The 14,709-nt window shown below is 71.8% G+C and carries 13 protein-coding genes; 4 read left to right on the forward strand and 9 right to left on the reverse strand.

Annotation, left to right across the window (positions count from 1 at the left end):
- Positions 1 to 57 precede the first annotated feature (57 nt).
- From WMF19_RS32330 to tpx, 3 genes are all read left to right on the forward strand, one after another.
- Entirely contained in the window at positions 58 to 1,350 is a 1,293-nt protein-coding gene (locus WMF19_RS32330; RefSeq protein WP_437893901.1) for an SGNH/GDSL hydrolase family protein, read from the forward strand.
- A 252-nt stretch (positions 1,351 to 1,602) separates the two neighbouring features.
- On the forward strand, positions 1,603 to 1,974 hold the full coding sequence (locus tag WMF19_RS32335) for a hypothetical protein (protein ID WP_437893902.1): 372 nt from the start codon (positions 1,603 to 1,605) through the stop codon (positions 1,972 to 1,974).
- A gap of 212 nt (positions 1,975 to 2,186) precedes the next feature.
- The gene (gene tpx, locus WMF19_RS32340) at positions 2,187 to 2,681 is read left to right on the forward strand and encodes a thiol peroxidase (RefSeq protein ID WP_437323736.1); all 495 of its coding nucleotides are present in this window, start codon (positions 2,187 to 2,189) and stop codon (positions 2,679 to 2,681) included.
- A gap of 48 nt (positions 2,682 to 2,729) precedes the next feature.
- On the opposite strand, the gene WMF19_RS32345 is transcribed toward tpx, so the two are convergent.
- A complete protein-coding gene (locus tag WMF19_RS32345) occupies positions 2,730 to 4,199 on the reverse strand; it encodes a cytochrome P450 (RefSeq protein ID WP_437323737.1) in 1,470 nt (489 codons plus the stop codon).
- 166 nt (positions 4,200 to 4,365) lie between these two features.
- Here WMF19_RS32345 and WMF19_RS32350 point away from each other — a divergent pair, with 166 nt between their 5' ends.
- Positions 4,366 to 5,244 (forward strand): 1-acyl-sn-glycerol-3-phosphate acyltransferase, encoded by an 879-nt coding sequence (locus tag WMF19_RS32350; RefSeq protein WP_437893903.1) that lies wholly within the window; start codon positions 4,366 to 4,368, stop codon positions 5,242 to 5,244.
- A gap of 72 nt (positions 5,245 to 5,316) precedes the next feature.
- Here the strand turns inward: WMF19_RS32350 and WMF19_RS32355 are convergent, their stop codons facing one another.
- From WMF19_RS32355 to nirB, 8 genes are all read right to left on the reverse strand, one after another.
- On the reverse strand, positions 5,317 to 6,360 hold the full coding sequence (locus WMF19_RS32355) for a glycosyltransferase family 4 protein (RefSeq protein ID WP_437893904.1): 1,044 nt from the start codon (positions 6,358 to 6,360) through the stop codon (positions 5,317 to 5,319).
- Between the two features lie 65 nt (positions 6,361 to 6,425).
- Positions 6,426 to 6,689, reverse strand: a complete 264-nt coding sequence (locus WMF19_RS32360; RefSeq protein ID WP_437893905.1) for a DUF6755 family protein — start codon at positions 6,687 to 6,689, stop codon at positions 6,426 to 6,428.
- 8 nt (positions 6,690 to 6,697) lie between these two features.
- Positions 6,698 to 7,213, reverse strand: coding sequence for a ubiquinol-cytochrome c reductase iron-sulfur subunit (locus WMF19_RS32365; protein WP_437893906.1), 516 nt, complete (start codon positions 7,211 to 7,213; stop codon positions 6,698 to 6,700).
- The gene (locus WMF19_RS32370; RefSeq protein WP_437893907.1) at positions 7,213 to 7,881 is read right to left on the reverse strand and encodes a 4Fe-4S dicluster domain-containing protein; all 669 of its coding nucleotides are present in this window, start codon (positions 7,879 to 7,881) and stop codon (positions 7,213 to 7,215) included. The genes WMF19_RS32365 and WMF19_RS32370 overlap by 1 nt, the downstream gene beginning before the upstream one ends.
- A complete protein-coding gene (locus WMF19_RS32375; protein WP_437893908.1) occupies positions 7,878 to 10,103 on the reverse strand; it encodes a molybdopterin oxidoreductase family protein in 2,226 nt (741 codons plus the stop codon). Before WMF19_RS32375 ends, WMF19_RS32370 begins: the two co-directional genes overlap by 4 nt.
- Before the next feature lie 24 nt (positions 10,104 to 10,127).
- Entirely contained in the window at positions 10,128 to 11,213 is a 1,086-nt protein-coding gene (locus WMF19_RS32380) for an MFS transporter (protein ID WP_437893909.1), read from the reverse strand.
- Positions 11,210 to 11,632 carry a Rieske (2Fe-2S) protein gene (locus tag WMF19_RS32385; protein ID WP_437893910.1) on the reverse strand — a complete coding sequence of 141 codons (423 nt, stop codon included), beginning with the start codon at positions 11,630 to 11,632 and terminating at the stop codon, positions 11,210 to 11,212. The genes WMF19_RS32380 and WMF19_RS32385 overlap by 4 nt, the downstream gene beginning before the upstream one ends.
- Before the next feature lie 104 nt (positions 11,633 to 11,736).
- Positions 11,737 to 14,274 (reverse strand): nitrite reductase large subunit NirB, encoded by a 2,538-nt coding sequence (gene nirB, locus WMF19_RS32390; RefSeq protein WP_437893911.1) that lies wholly within the window; start codon positions 14,272 to 14,274, stop codon positions 11,737 to 11,739.
- Positions 14,275 to 14,709: the final 435 nt, after the last annotated feature.

Here is a 14,709-nt window from a genome sequence, read left to right on the forward strand (position 1 = left end):
GCGCGCAGGAGGAGATTGGAGTTGTCCGCGCCACGGAGCTAGAGCATCCTCGCGCGCATGAAACGACAAGCTTACTCCACCCTCCCGAAGCTCGCTTCCGTCTGCTGCATCGCCTGGTCGGCGCTGGCCGGCTGCGGTGACGACGACTCGAATGGAACGACTGGAACGACGGGCTCCGGCGGCGGCTCATCCACCTCGAGCAGCGCCGCCAGCACGGGCGGCGGCGGCACGGACGAAGGCGGCGGAGGCGGCGGCGGCGGCGCGGATCCCGGCACGACCTCGTCGAGCGCGGGCGGCGCCGGCGGCGGAGACCCCTCCAGCGACACCATCCGCTTCATCGGGCGCTTCGATACGACGAACGCCGAGGGCCCCCGCTTCTCCTGGGCAGGCAGCGCGATCGTCACGCGGTTCTCGGGGACGTCGCTCGGCGTCCGCTTCAACGATGAGTCGACCGCGGCTCAATCCAACTTCTTCCAGGTGGTGATCGACGGCGAGGCGAAGGGCGTCCTCAAGGTCAACAGCGAGGAGGAGCTCTACACGGTCGCAGACGGGCTGCCCGACGGCGAGCACGACCTCGTGCTCCACCGCCGCACCGAGCCGCTGGTCGGCGTGTCGCAGTTCCTCGAGTTCGTCCCGGAGCAGGGCGAGGCGCTCCTGCCGGTCCCGGCGGCGCCCGCGCGCCGGATCGAGGTGATCGGCGACTCGATCTCCGCCGGCTACGGCGTCGATGGGGCCAACGAGACTTGCCCGTTCACGAGCGATACGGAGAACAACTACCTCGCCTACAGCGCGCTGACAGGGCGGCTTGTCGGGGCCGATACAACGATCGTCGCGTGGTCCGGCAGAGGCGTGTACCGGAACTACAACGGTGAAGTCGCGCCCACCATGCCCGAGATCTATGGCCGGACGATCGCCGACGAGGAGCAGCCCGCGTGGAACTTCTCGTCCTGGGTGCCGCAGGTCGTGGTGATCAACCTGGGCACGAACGACTTCAGCATCAACGTCCCGGGCGACGCCCAGTTTCGCGCGCCGTTCACCCAGGCCTACGCGGGCCTCGTCGAGACGGTCAGAACGAACTATCCGGACGCGTTCATCTTCTGCACCATCGGGCCCATGCTGAGCGACTCGTACCCGGAAGGCGCCGAGGCGCTCACCAGGGCGCGCGCCTACATCGGCCAGGTGGTGGAGGACCGGAACGACGACGGCGACGACAAGGTGCGCGTCCTCGAGTTCCCCGCGCAGGACGGCGCGGCGAACGGGCTCGGCTGCGACTACCACCCGAGCGTCAAGACGAACGCGCTCATGGCCCAGCAGCTCGCGGAGGCCATCCGCGAAGAGCTCGACTGGTAAGGGCCGCGCGGGGCCGGGGCATCGTGCCACCGGCCCGTCGCGACCGCTGTGGCACGACGCACCACCGATCCCACGCCAGCGCAGCGCGCATCTCGCGGGGTGCGAGCGCCGGTCCCATCTGCTCGCCGTGGCGCGCGCGGATCAGCCATCCAGCGGCATGGTACACGCGGTGCATCTCTCGCCATCAGAACAGCGGAAGGGCGGCGGCTCCGAGAGCGCGTGAGAGCGCGCCGCCGAGCGAGGAGATCATCCATGCAGACCAAGCGAGACAGCACCCTGCGGGCCACGAGCAGGACCCACAGCCATGAGTTCGTGGAGGCGGCGCGCAGGAGCGCCGGTCGCGCGGAGAGCCGAGATGCGTTCATCCCCGACCCCGGCGACGGCCCCCCCGAGGTGCTCGACGAGCTCGCCGAGCAGATCGCCGAGCAGTACGTCGCCTCGGCGACATCGGGCAGGGGCGACACCACCGAAGACTACGAAGACAGGGTGGAGCCGGAGGAGATCGGGGGCCCCTTCGTCATCACGACGGCCGAGCAGGAGATCGGGTACAGCAGGGACTCGACCAACCCCGATGACGGCGAGGTCGAGCCGTTTCCCCTGGTCCATCGCTCGCCCCTCCGCTGAGCGCGCGCGCGGACGATCGACGTTTTCGCACGTTTTCGCACGTTCTCGCACGATCGCGCGGGCAAGACCGCCCGGCCAGCGCAGCGTCCGCACGCCGGACGAGCGGAGCTCTGGCCGAGGCGGTCTGGCTGGTTCTGCTTGGCGTCCGCCCCCGGCGCGCCTACGAGAGTCGCTGCCGCACAGCTGCACAGAGCACAGAGGAGGATGCGACCATGGCTCAGACCAAGTTCAAGGGAAGCCCCATCCACACCGCCGGCGAGCTGCCGTCCGTCGGCGCGACCGCCCCCGATTTCACGCTCGTGAAGACCGACCTCTCCGAGCGCAAGCTCTCGTCGTACTCCGGCAAGAAGATCCTCAACATCTTCCCGAGCGTCGACACCCCGGTCTGCGCGAGATCCGTGCGTACGTTCCACGAGCGCGCCGAGAAGCTCCCGGGCGTGACGGTGCTCAACATCTCGGCGGACCTGCCGTTCGCGCACACCCGCTTCTGCGCGTCCGAGGGCATCTCGAACGCGGAAGGCCTCTCGACGTTCCGGGGAGATTTCGGCCAGAAGTACGGGGTCACGCTCGTCGACGGTCCGCTCGCCGGCCTGCTCGCGCGCTCGGTCCTCGTGCTCGACGAGCAGAACAAGGTGCTCCACGTCGAGCTCGTCCCGGAGATCGCGCAGGAGCCCGATTACGACGCGGCCCTCGCCAAGGTGCAGTGAGCCGGAGCGCCGGCGCTTCCCCGCCACGCGCGCGAGCGCCCCGTGATCTCACGCGCTCGCGCGCCTCGTGAACCGGATGCGCAGCCCCTCCGGCTGCATCGCGAACGCCATCCGCTCCCCCACCGGAGCTGTGTGATCCGCGAGGTGCACCGTGAAGCTCCGGAGCACCATGCCGACCGTCACCGCGCACTCCAGCAGCGCCATCGCGCGGCCCGGGCAGACGCGCGGCCCGCCGCCGAACGCGAGCGCCATCCTCGGCTCGTGGGGCAGCGTCGCGGGCGCGCCCCCGAGCCAGCGCTCGGGGCGGAACGACTCCGGATCGCCGAAATACTCGGGTTTCCGCCCCGTCGCGCGCGTGAGCGCGACGACGCCGGCGCCAGCGGGCACGGCCACGTCGCCCACCGCGGTGTCGTGGTTCGCCTCGAGGAAGAGCAGCGGGGCGGCGGAGCGCAGGCGCAGCGTCTCCTGCGTGACGGCGCCCGTGTACTCGAGGCGCTTGCACTGCTCCAGCGTCGGGATCAGCCCGCCGCCGAGCACGCGATCGGCCTCCTCGCGGGCGCGCGCCTGCACGTCGGGGCGCGAGCCCAGGTAATAGAGGATCCACGCGAGGGTGTTCGCTGTGGTGTCCTCGCCCGCGAGCAGCATCGTGAGCACGTTCGCGTAGACCTCGGCGTCCGAGAGGCGCGCCCTCGGGTCCTCGCCGTCCCGCGCGGCGATCATGAGCTCCAGCAGCGTCCGCGGGCGCGCGGGCCGGTCCGCGCCGCCCTCGAGCTCGCGCCGCGCGGCGGTCACGAGCTCGAGGATGAGCCGCTTCACCGCGACAAGGGCGCGGTCGTAGGCGCGGTCGGCGGGGAGGCCCAGGTAGCGCCAGTAGGGCAGCGGCGCGAGCATCCGCCGGTTGAGCCCGAGGAACACGCGCTGGAGGTGCTCCTGGAGCGCGTCCGCGCCGCGCTCGAGCGTGTTGAGATCGCGGCCGAAGGCGACGGACGAGGTGACGTCGACCGAGTAGCGCATGAGATCGCCGAGCACGTCGCGGGCGGCGCGCTCGTCGGCCGCCCGCGCCCAGAGCTCGCGCAGCCGGCCCGTGATGTCGCGGATGCTCGGGAAGAAGCCCTCGACGTGCCTCGGGTGGAACGTCGGGTGGATGAGCTGCCGCTGCTTCCGCCACGCGTCGCCGTCCGCCGAGAACAGGCCGACCATGTCCGCCTCGCGCGACACGGCCTCGATGGCGCGCACCCGCCGGAACACCGCGGGGCGGCGCTGGAGCACGTCGCGCACGAGCTCGCCGTCGACGACGACGAGGACCGGCTGTCGGCCCATCCGCACGACGAACAGGTCCCCATGGGCGCGCCACCACCGCTCGAACTCGAGGTGCCAGCGGTCGGGGTGGAGCGCGAGCAGATTGCCGATCACAGGCAAGCCCGGCGGCCCCGGGAGATCCGCGAGCGTCCGCCGAGGACGCGCAGCCGCGTCGCCGCGGCCGATCGCGTCATCCATGGCAGGGGGCGTGGCGTTCATGGCCCCCTTCATACAGAGGCGGCGCGCCCCGACGCAAACCCAGAGGCGGCGCGCCCCGACGCAAACCCGACAGGCGACACAGGTCGCGTCCCATCGTGCTGGGCGATATCAGCGGGCGGAGCGCCGGCGCTGGCGAGGCGGCGTCGACACGGAGTAAGACGCCGACATGACGGAGCCGCTGGAGAGAGAGCTCGCGAACCTGTCCGGCGCGGAGATGGTGGCGGCGCTCGGCCTCGGCGGGGCGCCGGCGTGGGTGCGCCGCGCCGGGCGTGCCGCCTTCGCCGTCCCTTCGTGGCCGCTCGGGCGCGTGCTCGCGCGCTTCGATCGGCGCACCGGCGAGGCCGGGCTCCACGTCGCGGCGCGGGAGGCGCTCGCCGGCTTCGGGGCGCGCTGGAGGGCCGACGCGGCGCCGCCGTCGCGCGGGGCGCTGCTCGTCGTGTCCAACCACCCCGGCGCCTACGACGCGCTCGCGCTGATGGCGGCGCTCGGCCGGGAAGACCTCATGATCGTCGCGGCCGAGCGGCGGTTCCTGCGGGCGCTGCCCCACGTGAGCCAGCGGCTGCTCTTCGTGCCGATCGACGAGGATGGCGCGCCCGCGCTCGCGGCGCGGTCGGCCGGCGTGCGCCGCGCGCTGCGGCACCTGCGCCGCGGGGGCGCGCTGCTGCACTTCCCCGCGGGGCGCATCGAGGCGGATCCGGCGTTCGCAGGCAAGGGCGACGCGCTGCTCGCGGAGTGGCAGCCGAGCGCCGGCGCGCTGCTGCGCGCGGCCGCGGCGGCAGGGGGGCGCGCCGCCGTGGCGATCGTCTCGGGGGTGCACTCGCCGCGGGCGAAGCGGCTGGCCATCACGCGGTGGGCCGAGCGCCGCGGGATCACCACGCTGGCGCCGCTCCTGCAGGCGGCGCTGCCGGGCTTCGACGACGTCGACGTGCGGGTGCGCCTGGGCGAGGCGCGGGACGCGGCGGAGGTGGCGCGCGGGGCCCGCGACGACGCGGCGCTCACGCGATGGCTGAAGGACGAAGCGGCGGCGCTGCTCGCGGGGGCGTGACGGCCCGGCGCCCCGGCGCGCGCTCCTGCCCGTTCCTCGCCGAGCCGGTCATCGGCTCATCCGCTCATCCGCTCATCCGCCCGTCGCGCGCGCGAGCGCCGCGCGCACCGCGGCCGCGGTGCCGTCCCAGGTGGGCAGCGTGGCGGCCCGGGCGGCCGCCGCGCGGCTCATGCTCGCCCGGAGGGCGCCGTCCTCGAGGAAGCGGGCGAGCGCCGGCGCGGGGTCCTCGACGTCGTCCCAGAGCAGCGCCTCCGCGCCGTCCTGGACCGCCTCCGCGATCGCGCCGGCGCGGGCGGCGAGCACCGGGACGCCGGCCCGGACCGCCTCCGTGAGCACCATGCCGTAGCCCTCCAGCGAGGAGGGCAGGACGAGCGCGTCCGCCGCCGCGAGCTCGGCCGCGAGCGCCTCGTCCCCGAGCACGCCTGGCGCCGAGACGCGCGCCCGCAGGAACGCGGAGCCGGCGATCGCGCGGCGCACCTGCCCGGCGTAGGCCGGGTCGCGCGCCGCGTCCCCGATGAGCACGAGCGTGGCATGCGCGCTCCCGACCCGCTCGAACGCCGCGAGGAGCTCCAGCAGCCGCTTGCGCGGGATGAAGCTCCCCACGAACAGGAGCCGCAGCGGGCCGCCGTCCCGCCGGGCGCGGGCGAGCAAGGGGAGCCGGTCCGCGCCCGGCGTCGCCACGTCGACCCGCGCGAGCCCGAGCTCGCGCCGGAGCCGCGCCGCGGTCGTCGCGCTCGTCGCGAGGTGCGCGTCGCACAGGCGGATCACCGCCGCCTCCGCGAGCGAGAGCGCCGCGCGCCGCGGGCCGGGCGGGAGCTCCCACGCGCTCAGGTGGTGGACGAGGAGCGCGCGCGCGATCCGCCGCGGCAGCACCGCGAACGCCGGCCCGAGCTCCGGGAAGCAGAGCTCGTCGCCGACCACCACGGCGGGGTCGAGCCGGGCGAGGCGCCGCGCGAGCGCGAGGCCGGCGATCGCCCGCGACCGCGGCGCCGGATCGAGGGACACGACCTCCACGGCGTCGCCCTGGCCGCGCAGCCGCTCGACGACGAGCCGATCGTAGATGTAGCCGCCCGTGGTCTGGTCGAGGGCTCCGTAGACGATCCAGGCGATGCGCATGCGTCAACCCAGTACCACGGGACCTGGCCAGCCCCGCGCGGACGGCCAGGCGCCGCGCCCGGGCGTCACGCGTCGCGCGGCGGCCACCGGCGCGCCCTCCGCGCCGACAGCTCCCCCGCCGCGACAAGGCCGGCGCCCAGCGCGAAGCACACCAGCGAGGTCGCGAGCGCGGGCAGCGGGATGTCGCGATCGCCGCCGTTGTACGCCTCGACCGTGGACGTCAGGAGCCAGTACTGGAACGCGCAGAGCATCGCCACGGCGAGCAGCCTCGCGCTCATCGCGCCCTTCGCCCCAGGGCGCAGATCGTGTTTCGGTCCAGGGATCGGCATCGCTCACCTCACGTCGCACGCCGCCGCGAGAGGCCTACCGCGAACACCTTGCCGCCCTCGACCTCCAGCACGATGCGCCCGAGCGGCCGCAGGTCGCGCGGCGGACCGGACGTGCCCTCGCCCGAGGCCACGTCGAAGCGGCCGTTGTGGCAGTAGCACCGGAGGCACTCTTCCCCGCCCTCCCGCGCATAGGAGACCGGACATCCGAGGTGGGAGCACTTCTGCTCGAACGCCAGGAGCTCGCCGTTCTCGCGGCGGATCAGCAGCGCCGGCGTCGTCTCGTCCGGGTAGCGAAAGACCACGGCGCTCCCGGGCGCGAGATCGCCGACCCGCGCGATCTCCATGCGGCCGGACGGCTCCGCGGGCGGGCGGCGCGAGCGGAGGTACACCACGGCGTTGCCGGTCGCGAGCCCGCCGCTCAGCAGCACGAGGAAGCGGGCGAAGTCGCGACGGGTCACGTGGTCATCGCCCTCGGACTCGTAGGGGAAGTCCTCTCGCCACTTGGGCAGATCCTCCGCGCCCATCACAGAAACTCCGCCTCCGGCCCCGCCTCGTCCGGCGCTCGCCCGTCGCGCGCGCCCGCCGCCTGCGCGACCGCGAGCGCCGCGGGGCCGCCGCCCTCGTCGAAGGCGGGCAGGTCGACCGCCATCTCGTCCACGTCGTGCGGCACCATCACGTGCACGCGCGTCGCGATCCGCTGCTTGCCGAAGCGCCAGCGGTTGATCGGCTTGCTCGCCGGCCGCTGCTGCGCGATCTCCTCGCGCGTCCCGTAGAACAACGCGCCCGTGGGGCAGACCGTCGCGCACATCGGCTTCTTCCCTGCGCTCGTCCGGTCGAAGCACATGTCGCACTTCTGCATTTGCTGGATCTCCATCTTGATGATCGGGACTCCGAACGGACACGCGAGCTCGCAATTGCCGCACGAGATGCACCGGGGCTTGAGGCTCGAGTGCACGATCCCGTGCTCGTCGACCTTGATGGCGTCCGCGGGACAGACCGACGCGCAGGTCGGATCGGCGCAATGCATGCAGACCATCGGCGCGGTCTGGAGCGACACGCCCGGCGCGACCAGGTCCACGTGCACCATCGGCAACCCCCGGTGCGTGTGGCACTCCGAGCACGCCGCGGCGCACGCCTGGCAGCCGATGCACCGCTGAAAATCGATGAAGAAATCACGCACAACAGCGCTCATGAGGCCTCCAGCTTGAGCTCGGCGAACAGCGACCGCGCCAGATCGGCCTCGCCGCGCGTGGCGGCGCGCACCCTGCACGCCGCGACCTTGAACTCCGGCATCTTGCTCACGGGATCCAGCGCGCGGACCGTGAGCTGGTTGGCGGCGAGCTTCTCGGGCCAGTGGTACGGGAGGAACACCGTATCCGGGCGGATCGTCTCGACGATCCGGAGCGGGACCGTTATCCCGCCGCGCCGGGTCTCGACCGTGACCAGCTGCCGATCGGCGAGGCCGAGCCGCGCCGCGAGCGCGGGGTGCATCTCGCAGATCGGCCCGGGGCTCTTCTCGACAAGGAACTTGATCCGCCGCGTCTGCGTCCCGCTGAGGTAATGAAACACGCTCCGGCCCGAGGTCATGTACAGCGGAAACTCCGCGTCGGGCACCTCCGCGCTCGGGCGGTAAGGCGTGGGGAGCAGCTTGAACTTGCCGTCGGGGTGGTAGCTCCTCCCGTCCTCGAAGAGCCTCGGGGTGCCCGGGTGCCCTTCCGATGGGCAGGGCCAAAACACCCCCATCTCCCGCTCCACGCGCTCGTAGGTGATGCCCGCGTAATCGGCGGTCCCTCCCGCGCTCGCGCGGCGCAGCTCGTTGAAGATGTCCTCGCTGCTCGAGAAGCGGAAGTGCTCCTCCTTCCCGAGCCGCCTCGCGAGCTCGAGGAGGATCCACGTGTCCCGCCGCGCGTTGCCGGGCGGCTCCACGGCGGCGCGGATGCGCACCACGCGGGCCTCCGCCGTCGTCGAGGTGCCCTCTTCCTCCTCGTGCAGCGAGCCCGGCAGCACGACATCGGCGTAGCGGGCCGTCTCGCTCATGAAGAAGTCGATGACGCAGAAGAACTCGAGCCTCTCGAGCGCCTCGCGGGTGAAGCCCGTGTCGGGGTGGCTGACCATCGGGTTGAAGCAGATGTTGAGGAGCCCGCGGATCCCGCCCGCGTGGATCGCCTCGACGATCTCCACGGTCGTCTTGCCCTTGCGCGGCAGCTCGGCGTCGGAGATCCGCCAGACATCGCAGATGTGCTTGCGGTGCTCCGGGTTCTCGATGTCGCGGTTGCCGGGGAGCTGATCGCACTTGTGCCCGTGCTCGCGCCCGCCCTGCCCGTTGCCCTGCCCCGTGATGGTCCCGTAGCCGCAGCCCCTGCGGCCGATCCTGCCGGTGGCGAGCACGAGGTTGATCAGGCCGAGGACGTTCTCGACACCCTTCGTGTGCTGCTCCACGCCGCGCGCGTGCAGGAGGAAGCTCGTCTTCGCCTGCCCCCACGCAGCGGCGACCTCGCGGATGAGCGCCGCCGGGACGCCGCAGATCTCGCCGGCCCACTCGGGCGTGCAGCGCTCTACCGAGGCGCGGAGCTCGGCCCAGCCCGTGCAGCGCTGCTCGACGAACTCCCGGTCGAACCAGCCGTTGGCGACGAGCTCGTGGAGCAGCGCCTGGTTGAGCGCGCTGTCGGTCCCCGGGCGAAGCGCGACGTGGTGGTCGGCGGTGCGGGCGATGGGCGTCTCGCGCGGATCGACCACGATGAGCTTCGCTCCCCGGTCGCGCGCCTTCCAGATGTAGTGCGTCAGCGTCGGGAAGCACTCGCTCACGTTGGTGCCCGCGAGCAGCACGACGCCGGCCTCGGGGATGTCGTCCCACGGGTTCGCGACGCGGTCGATCCCGAACGCCTTCTTGTTGCCCGCGCCCGCGGAGACCATGCAGAACCGGCCGTTATAGTCCAGGTTGGCGGTGCCGAGCGCGAGGCGCGCGAACTTGCCCACGAGGTAGCTCTTCTCGTTGCTCAGCGAGACCCCGCTCAGCATCGCGAACGCGTCCTTGCCCCGCTTCGCCTGGATCGCGCGCGCCTTCGACGCGACGAGATCGAGCGCCTCGTCCCAGCCCGCCTTCCTGAACCCGGCCCCCTCGCGGATCAGCGGGTCGGTCAGGCGGTCGGGGTGGTGCGTCTGCATGTACCGCTTGACCCCCTTCGGACAGAGCCGCCCCTCGTTGAACGGGAACTCCTCCCACGGCTCGATGCCGATGACACGGCCGCTCTTGACCTGCAGCTTCACGCCGCACTGCATCCCGCAGAAGCAGCAGTGCGTCTCGACCAGCCTGTCGGGCTCGGGCTTCGGCCCCCACCCGGTCACGGGCGAGTCCGAGACGTGCGGTCCGTACTCACGAATGTAGTCGGAAATAGGCAATCTCAGGTGAGCCATATGTCGTCTCCTCCGCTCCGTCACTCACGAGAAGCGGCCGCCACGCGCGCGGTGGTGCGCGCGGCCGATGAGCATCCGCCGGCCCCGCGGGGAGATCTCGCTCCACGCAGGTCCGGTCCCCGTCCGCGCCGCGTAGTCGAACCCCACCTCCTCGAGCACCCCTTTGAGATCGTCGGTCTGGAGCTTCGCCGCGAACGCCTCGCGCGTGACCGGACAGACCGCCTTCTCGCCCCAGTCGCCCGCCTCCTTGTAGAACGTGACGCCCACCGACGCGGGGCGCTGGAACACGTGGAAGAGCTTGCCGAACGGCAGGTAAACGAGCGTCACGATCACGGTCAGCGCGTGGAGCTGGGCGAGCGCGCCGTAGAAATACCCGTGCAGCCACTCGTAGCTCACCCAGAGCAAGAGCCCGCTCGCGCTCACGGCGAAGAGCAGGAGGAGCGGCAGGAGGTCGCGCTCGAAGCGCTGTGCCGCCACCGCGCCGCCCTCCCGCATGCGGCGGAGCATGGCGAGCATCACCCCCGGCATGACCATGAGGCCGCTGACGACGAGCGCGTGAAAGACCGCCCACCCCACGACGCCGTGGACCGGGATCTCCGAGACGGGGTATCCGAAGAGCACCACGCGATAGACCGCGCCCGCGCCGGACTCGAAGTGAAGCCAGCCGAACACGAGCGGGAACGTCACGGCCGCGGCGAGCGCGCAGCCCCACGCGATGAGCATGTGCGCGATCCACCGGGTCAGGCCGCGGCGCAGGATGAAATCCTGCGCGATGATCTTCGACCACAGCGCCTTGACGACGAGCGTCGGGCGGCGAATGCGCGGCCAGCGGCGCGGCGAGAAGAGCACCTCTACGCCGCGGACCCAGAACTTGCGGGTCGGCGGCTTGCTGAGCCAGACGGAGTACCGGTAAACGACCCCGAAGGTCATGAAGAGGCACGCGAAGGTGTAGCCCACGAGCGCGGAGTCGAAGTCCGCGAGATCGCGGCTGCCGAGGACGATGAGCGCCGCGAGCGCGGCGGCGGCGACGGTCCCGTTGCGGACCGCGCCCCAGTGCGCGAGCGGGGCGCGCTGCGGCGCGAGGATGGCTTGCACCGTGCCGTCGATCATGCGCCGCAAGCTCCGCGCTCGCTCCGCAGCGGCGCCAGCGCGGGTCGCTCCTCGCGCGGAAAGGGGGAGCTGCCCGCCTCGGGACGCGAGAGGCGGACGAGGATCTCCCCCGACGCGCTCAGCTCCACCGCGAAGCACGCGAGCGCGCTGCACTCGGCGCCGATCGGGTGACCGGTCGACAGGTCGAAGGCGAGCCCGTGAAGAGGGCACTGGACGACGTTGCCCCCGAGGAGCCCGTCCGCGAGCTGCCCTCCCCGGTGAGGGCAGCGCGCCTGCACGGCGAACAGCTCCCCTGCTCGCGTCCGGAACACGGCCACCTCGTAGCCGTCGACATGAAACGCCTTCCCTTCTCCTTCGGGTATCTGGCCCAGGGGGCCAAGGTTGAAGACAGCCATCTCCTTCAGCGCGACCTCGCTCATCACACGAACTCCTCCCCGGCCGGCGCGCGTGCCGGCCGGATGACACCCCTCGCCTCCGCGGGCGCCGGGCGCTGGCCCGGCGCGCCTCTCCGCCGATCCACGGCCTACTCCGCCTGCGCGGGCGCGCCGCTCGGCGGCGGGAGCAGGGTCGTGAACTGGGACGGATGGATCGGGCTGTCGGCCTCGCTCCAGGGGTCCGCGTAGGCGTCGACAGAAGCCTGGACCTCCGCGTCGAGGCGCGCCGCAACCCCTTCGGCGTCGTCCACGATCACCCGCCGCACTCTCTCGATCCCGACCCGCTCGACGAAATCGTACGAGCGCTCCATGTACCTGGCCTGCTCTCGGTAATACTGCATGAAGCGGCCCGCGTACCTGATGACCTCCTCCTGCGTGTCAACCACGCACAGCAGATCTCCCTTCCTGACGCGCGAGCCGGCCCCGCCTCCCACGTAGATCTCCCACCGGCCTCCCTCGATGGCGACGGCGCCCACGTCCTTGGTCGTCGCCTCCGAGCAGTTGCGAGGGCAGCCGGCGATGGCGAGCTTCAGCTTGTGGGGCGCCTCGAACCCCTGGAATCGGCGCTCGATCGCGATGCCGAGCGCCGTGCTGTCTCCGACCCCGTAACGGCAGAACTCGCTGCCGACGCACGTCTTGCAGGTGCGGAATCCCTTGGTGTAAGCGTGACCGGACGGCATGCCCAGGTCGCGCCACACGTCCGGCAGCCGCTCCTTCTCGATGCCGAGGAGGTCGATCCGCTGGCCGCCCGTGATCTTCACCATCCTCGCCTCGTAGCGCTCGGCCACGTCGGCGATCTTCCGGAGCTGGGCGGGCGTCGTGACGCCTCCATAGATGCGCGGGATGACGCTGAACGTCCCGTCGCGCTGGATGTTCGCGTGCACCCGATCGTTGATGAAGCGCGCGTCGCGCTCGTCCTCGTACTCTCTCCCCCAGATGCCCTTGAGCAGCGAGGCGAGCCCCGGCTTGCTCGCCAGGTCCTCCTGCCCGCCCGCGAGCTCCCGGAACACCGACGAGACGCTGCGCAGCCCGCGCTCCTTGATGAGCCGGACGAGCTCCGGCTTCGCGTAGGGCACGCCGGGCACGTAGTAATGGGCCGAGGGGTCCTCCGCCGCGCCGCTCCCGAGGACCAGCTCGAGGACGGCCTGCACCTGCGGCTTGCACGCCCCGCAGCCCGACCCGGCGCGCGTCGCGGCGCACGCCTGCCGGAGGGTGCGGCACCCGCCCCGCGCCGCCGCGGCGATCTGGCCCTTCGAGACGCCGTTGCAGTTGCATACCTGCGCCTCGTCCGGCATGTCCCCCACGCTGGGCTCGCCCGCGCCGGCGTGGGCCCCTGCGGAGAGGAGAGCCGCGCGATCCTCGGGGATCTTGAGGCCCCGCTCGAACGCCTGGAGCAGCCTCCCGCCCGGCGCCCCGCCGCCGAGCAGGATGGCGCCCGCGAGGGTCCCGTCCCGGATCACGAGCTTCCGGTAAATCCCGCGCGACGGCTCGGCGTAGGCGACCTCTTCCTCCGCGTCGCTCGCGGCGCGCTGCTCCCCCATCACCAGGAGATCGACGCCCATCACCTTGAGCTTGGTGGAGACCTTCGAGCCCGCATACGCCGCGTCGGGCCGGCGCTCCGTGAGCCGATCGGCCAGGATCTGCGCCTGTTCCCACAGGGGAGCCACGAGCCCGTAGGTGCGCCCGCGGTGCTGGACGCACTCGCCGAGCGCATGGATGTCCGGATCGTCGGGCGAGCAGAGGTCGTCTCCCACGACGATCCCCCGCTCGACGGTGAGCCCCGCGTCGCGCGCGAGCTCTGCGTTCGGGCGGATGCCGGCGGAGATCACCACGAGATCGCACGCGAGCTCGCTCCCGTCCTCGAAGCGGAGCCCCTCGACCCGCTCGTCTCCGAGGATCTCCCGGGTGGATTTCTCGAGGTGGACGGCGAGCCCCATGTCCTCCAGCGCGCGCCGGAGCACGGCTCCGCCGGCCGCGTCGAGCTGGACCTCCATGAGGTGCTTCATCAGGTGCACCACGTGCACCTCCAGGCCGAGCCCGAGCAGGCCCCGCGCGGCCTCGAGGCCGAGGAGCCCGCCGCCGATCACGGCGGCCCGCCGCGACCGCTTCGCGTGCTCGAGGATGCCGCTGCAGTCATCGAGCGTCCTGAACACGAAGACCCCGCTCTTGTACCCTCCCCCCTCCCGCTCCAGCCCCTCGATCCTCGGCACGAAGGCGCGGCTCCCCGTGGCGATGACGAGCTTGTCGTAGGCCTCGGCGACGCCCGAGGCGCCGCGGACAATCTTGCTCCTGCGGTCGATCGAGGCGACCCGGACCCCGGCGTGGAGGCGGACGCCGTTGTCCTCGTACCAGGACAGAGGGTTGATGAAGATGTCCTTCGGATCCTGGATTCCCGCGAGAACGTTCGACAGCAGGATACGGTTGTAATTGCCGTACGGCTCATCGCCGAACATCACGATTTCGAAGCGGTTTCTGCCCCCCCGCGCGACGAGCTCCTCCACGAACCGCGCGCCGGCCATCCCATTGCCGATCACCACGAGGCGCTCCCTCTCCCGTTTTGGGACCGCCTGCCCGCTCCTGCCGGTTGTGCCTCCCTCGACGACGGCAGATCCAGGTTCATCGCTCATGAGATCCAGTCCTCCTTGCCCAGGCAACCGTCCGACGCGCGCTGCGCGCGTCCCCGAGCGCTATCGCCCGCGGTCCTACGCGAGCGCTCGTCGGGTCATCCAGTACAGCGGCCCTCGACGTCACGAGGACGCGGCGGAGCAGGCTCGGTCGCGTTCTCGCATCGAGTTGCTGATGCAACAGGAATACAAAAATCGATCCAGCCCCGCGCGGGTCGCCTTGAAGTGTTCCGCCTTTGTGGCCCAGAAGACGGAACGGGGGGGGTACCGGGTTCCGGGCGTCGTGACGAATTATGAGGTTCCGATCGCATACAGCGAGACACCACGGGTCTCCTCCGGGCGCCCCCGGCCGGGCTACGTGGCGTCTCTGTGAAGATCGCTTCGTCAGAGGAATAAGGGTGTCTCCGCCTTGTTATGCGGCGGAGTCGACTGCCCTAG

It is taken from the genome of Sorangium sp. So ce124, assembly GCF_051525235.1.
GTDB classification, from domain to species: Bacteria; Myxococcota_A; Polyangia; order Polyangiales; family Polyangiaceae; genus Sorangium; species Sorangium atrum.

Bases quoted from the DNA above. Each gene is read 5' to 3' on its own strand.
- WMF19_RS32350 (WP_437893903.1), top strand. From the start codon at position 4,366: ATGACGGAGCCGCTGGAGAGAGAGCTCGCGAACCTGTCCGGCGCGGAG.
- WMF19_RS32335 (WP_437893902.1), top strand. From the start codon at position 1,603: ATGCAGACCAAGCGAGACAGCACCCTGCGGGCCACGAGCAGGACCCAC.
- nirB (WP_437893911.1), bottom strand. From the start codon at position 14,274: ATGAGCGATGAACCTGGATCTGCCGTCGTCGAGGGAGGCACAACCGGC.
- WMF19_RS32330 (WP_437893901.1), top strand. From the start codon at position 58: ATGAAACGACAAGCTTACTCCACCCTCCCGAAGCTCGCTTCCGTCTGC.
- WMF19_RS32380 (WP_437893909.1), bottom strand. From the start codon at position 11,213: ATGATCGACGGCACGGTGCAAGCCATCCTCGCGCCGCAGCGCGCCCCG.
- WMF19_RS32345 (WP_437323737.1), bottom strand. From the start codon at position 4,199: ATGAACGCCACGCCCCCTGCCATGGATGACGCGATCGGCCGCGGCGAC.
- WMF19_RS32355 (WP_437893904.1), bottom strand. From the start codon at position 6,360: ATGCGCATCGCCTGGATCGTCTACGGAGCCCTCGACCAGACCACGGGC.
- WMF19_RS32375 (WP_437893908.1), bottom strand. From the start codon at position 10,103: ATGGCTCACCTGAGATTGCCTATTTCCGACTACATTCGTGAGTACGGA.
- WMF19_RS32360 (WP_437893905.1), bottom strand. From the start codon at position 6,689: ATGCCGATCCCTGGACCGAAACACGATCTGCGCCCTGGGGCGAAGGGC.
- tpx (WP_437323736.1), top strand. From the start codon at position 2,187: ATGGCTCAGACCAAGTTCAAGGGAAGCCCCATCCACACCGCCGGCGAG.
- WMF19_RS32385 (WP_437893910.1), bottom strand. From the start codon at position 11,632: ATGAGCGAGGTCGCGCTGAAGGAGATGGCTGTCTTCAACCTTGGCCCC.
- WMF19_RS32365 (WP_437893906.1), bottom strand. From the start codon at position 7,213: ATGGGCGCGGAGGATCTGCCCAAGTGGCGAGAGGACTTCCCCTACGAG.
- WMF19_RS32370 (WP_437893907.1), bottom strand. From the start codon at position 7,881: ATGAGCGCTGTTGTGCGTGATTTCTTCATCGATTTTCAGCGGTGCATC.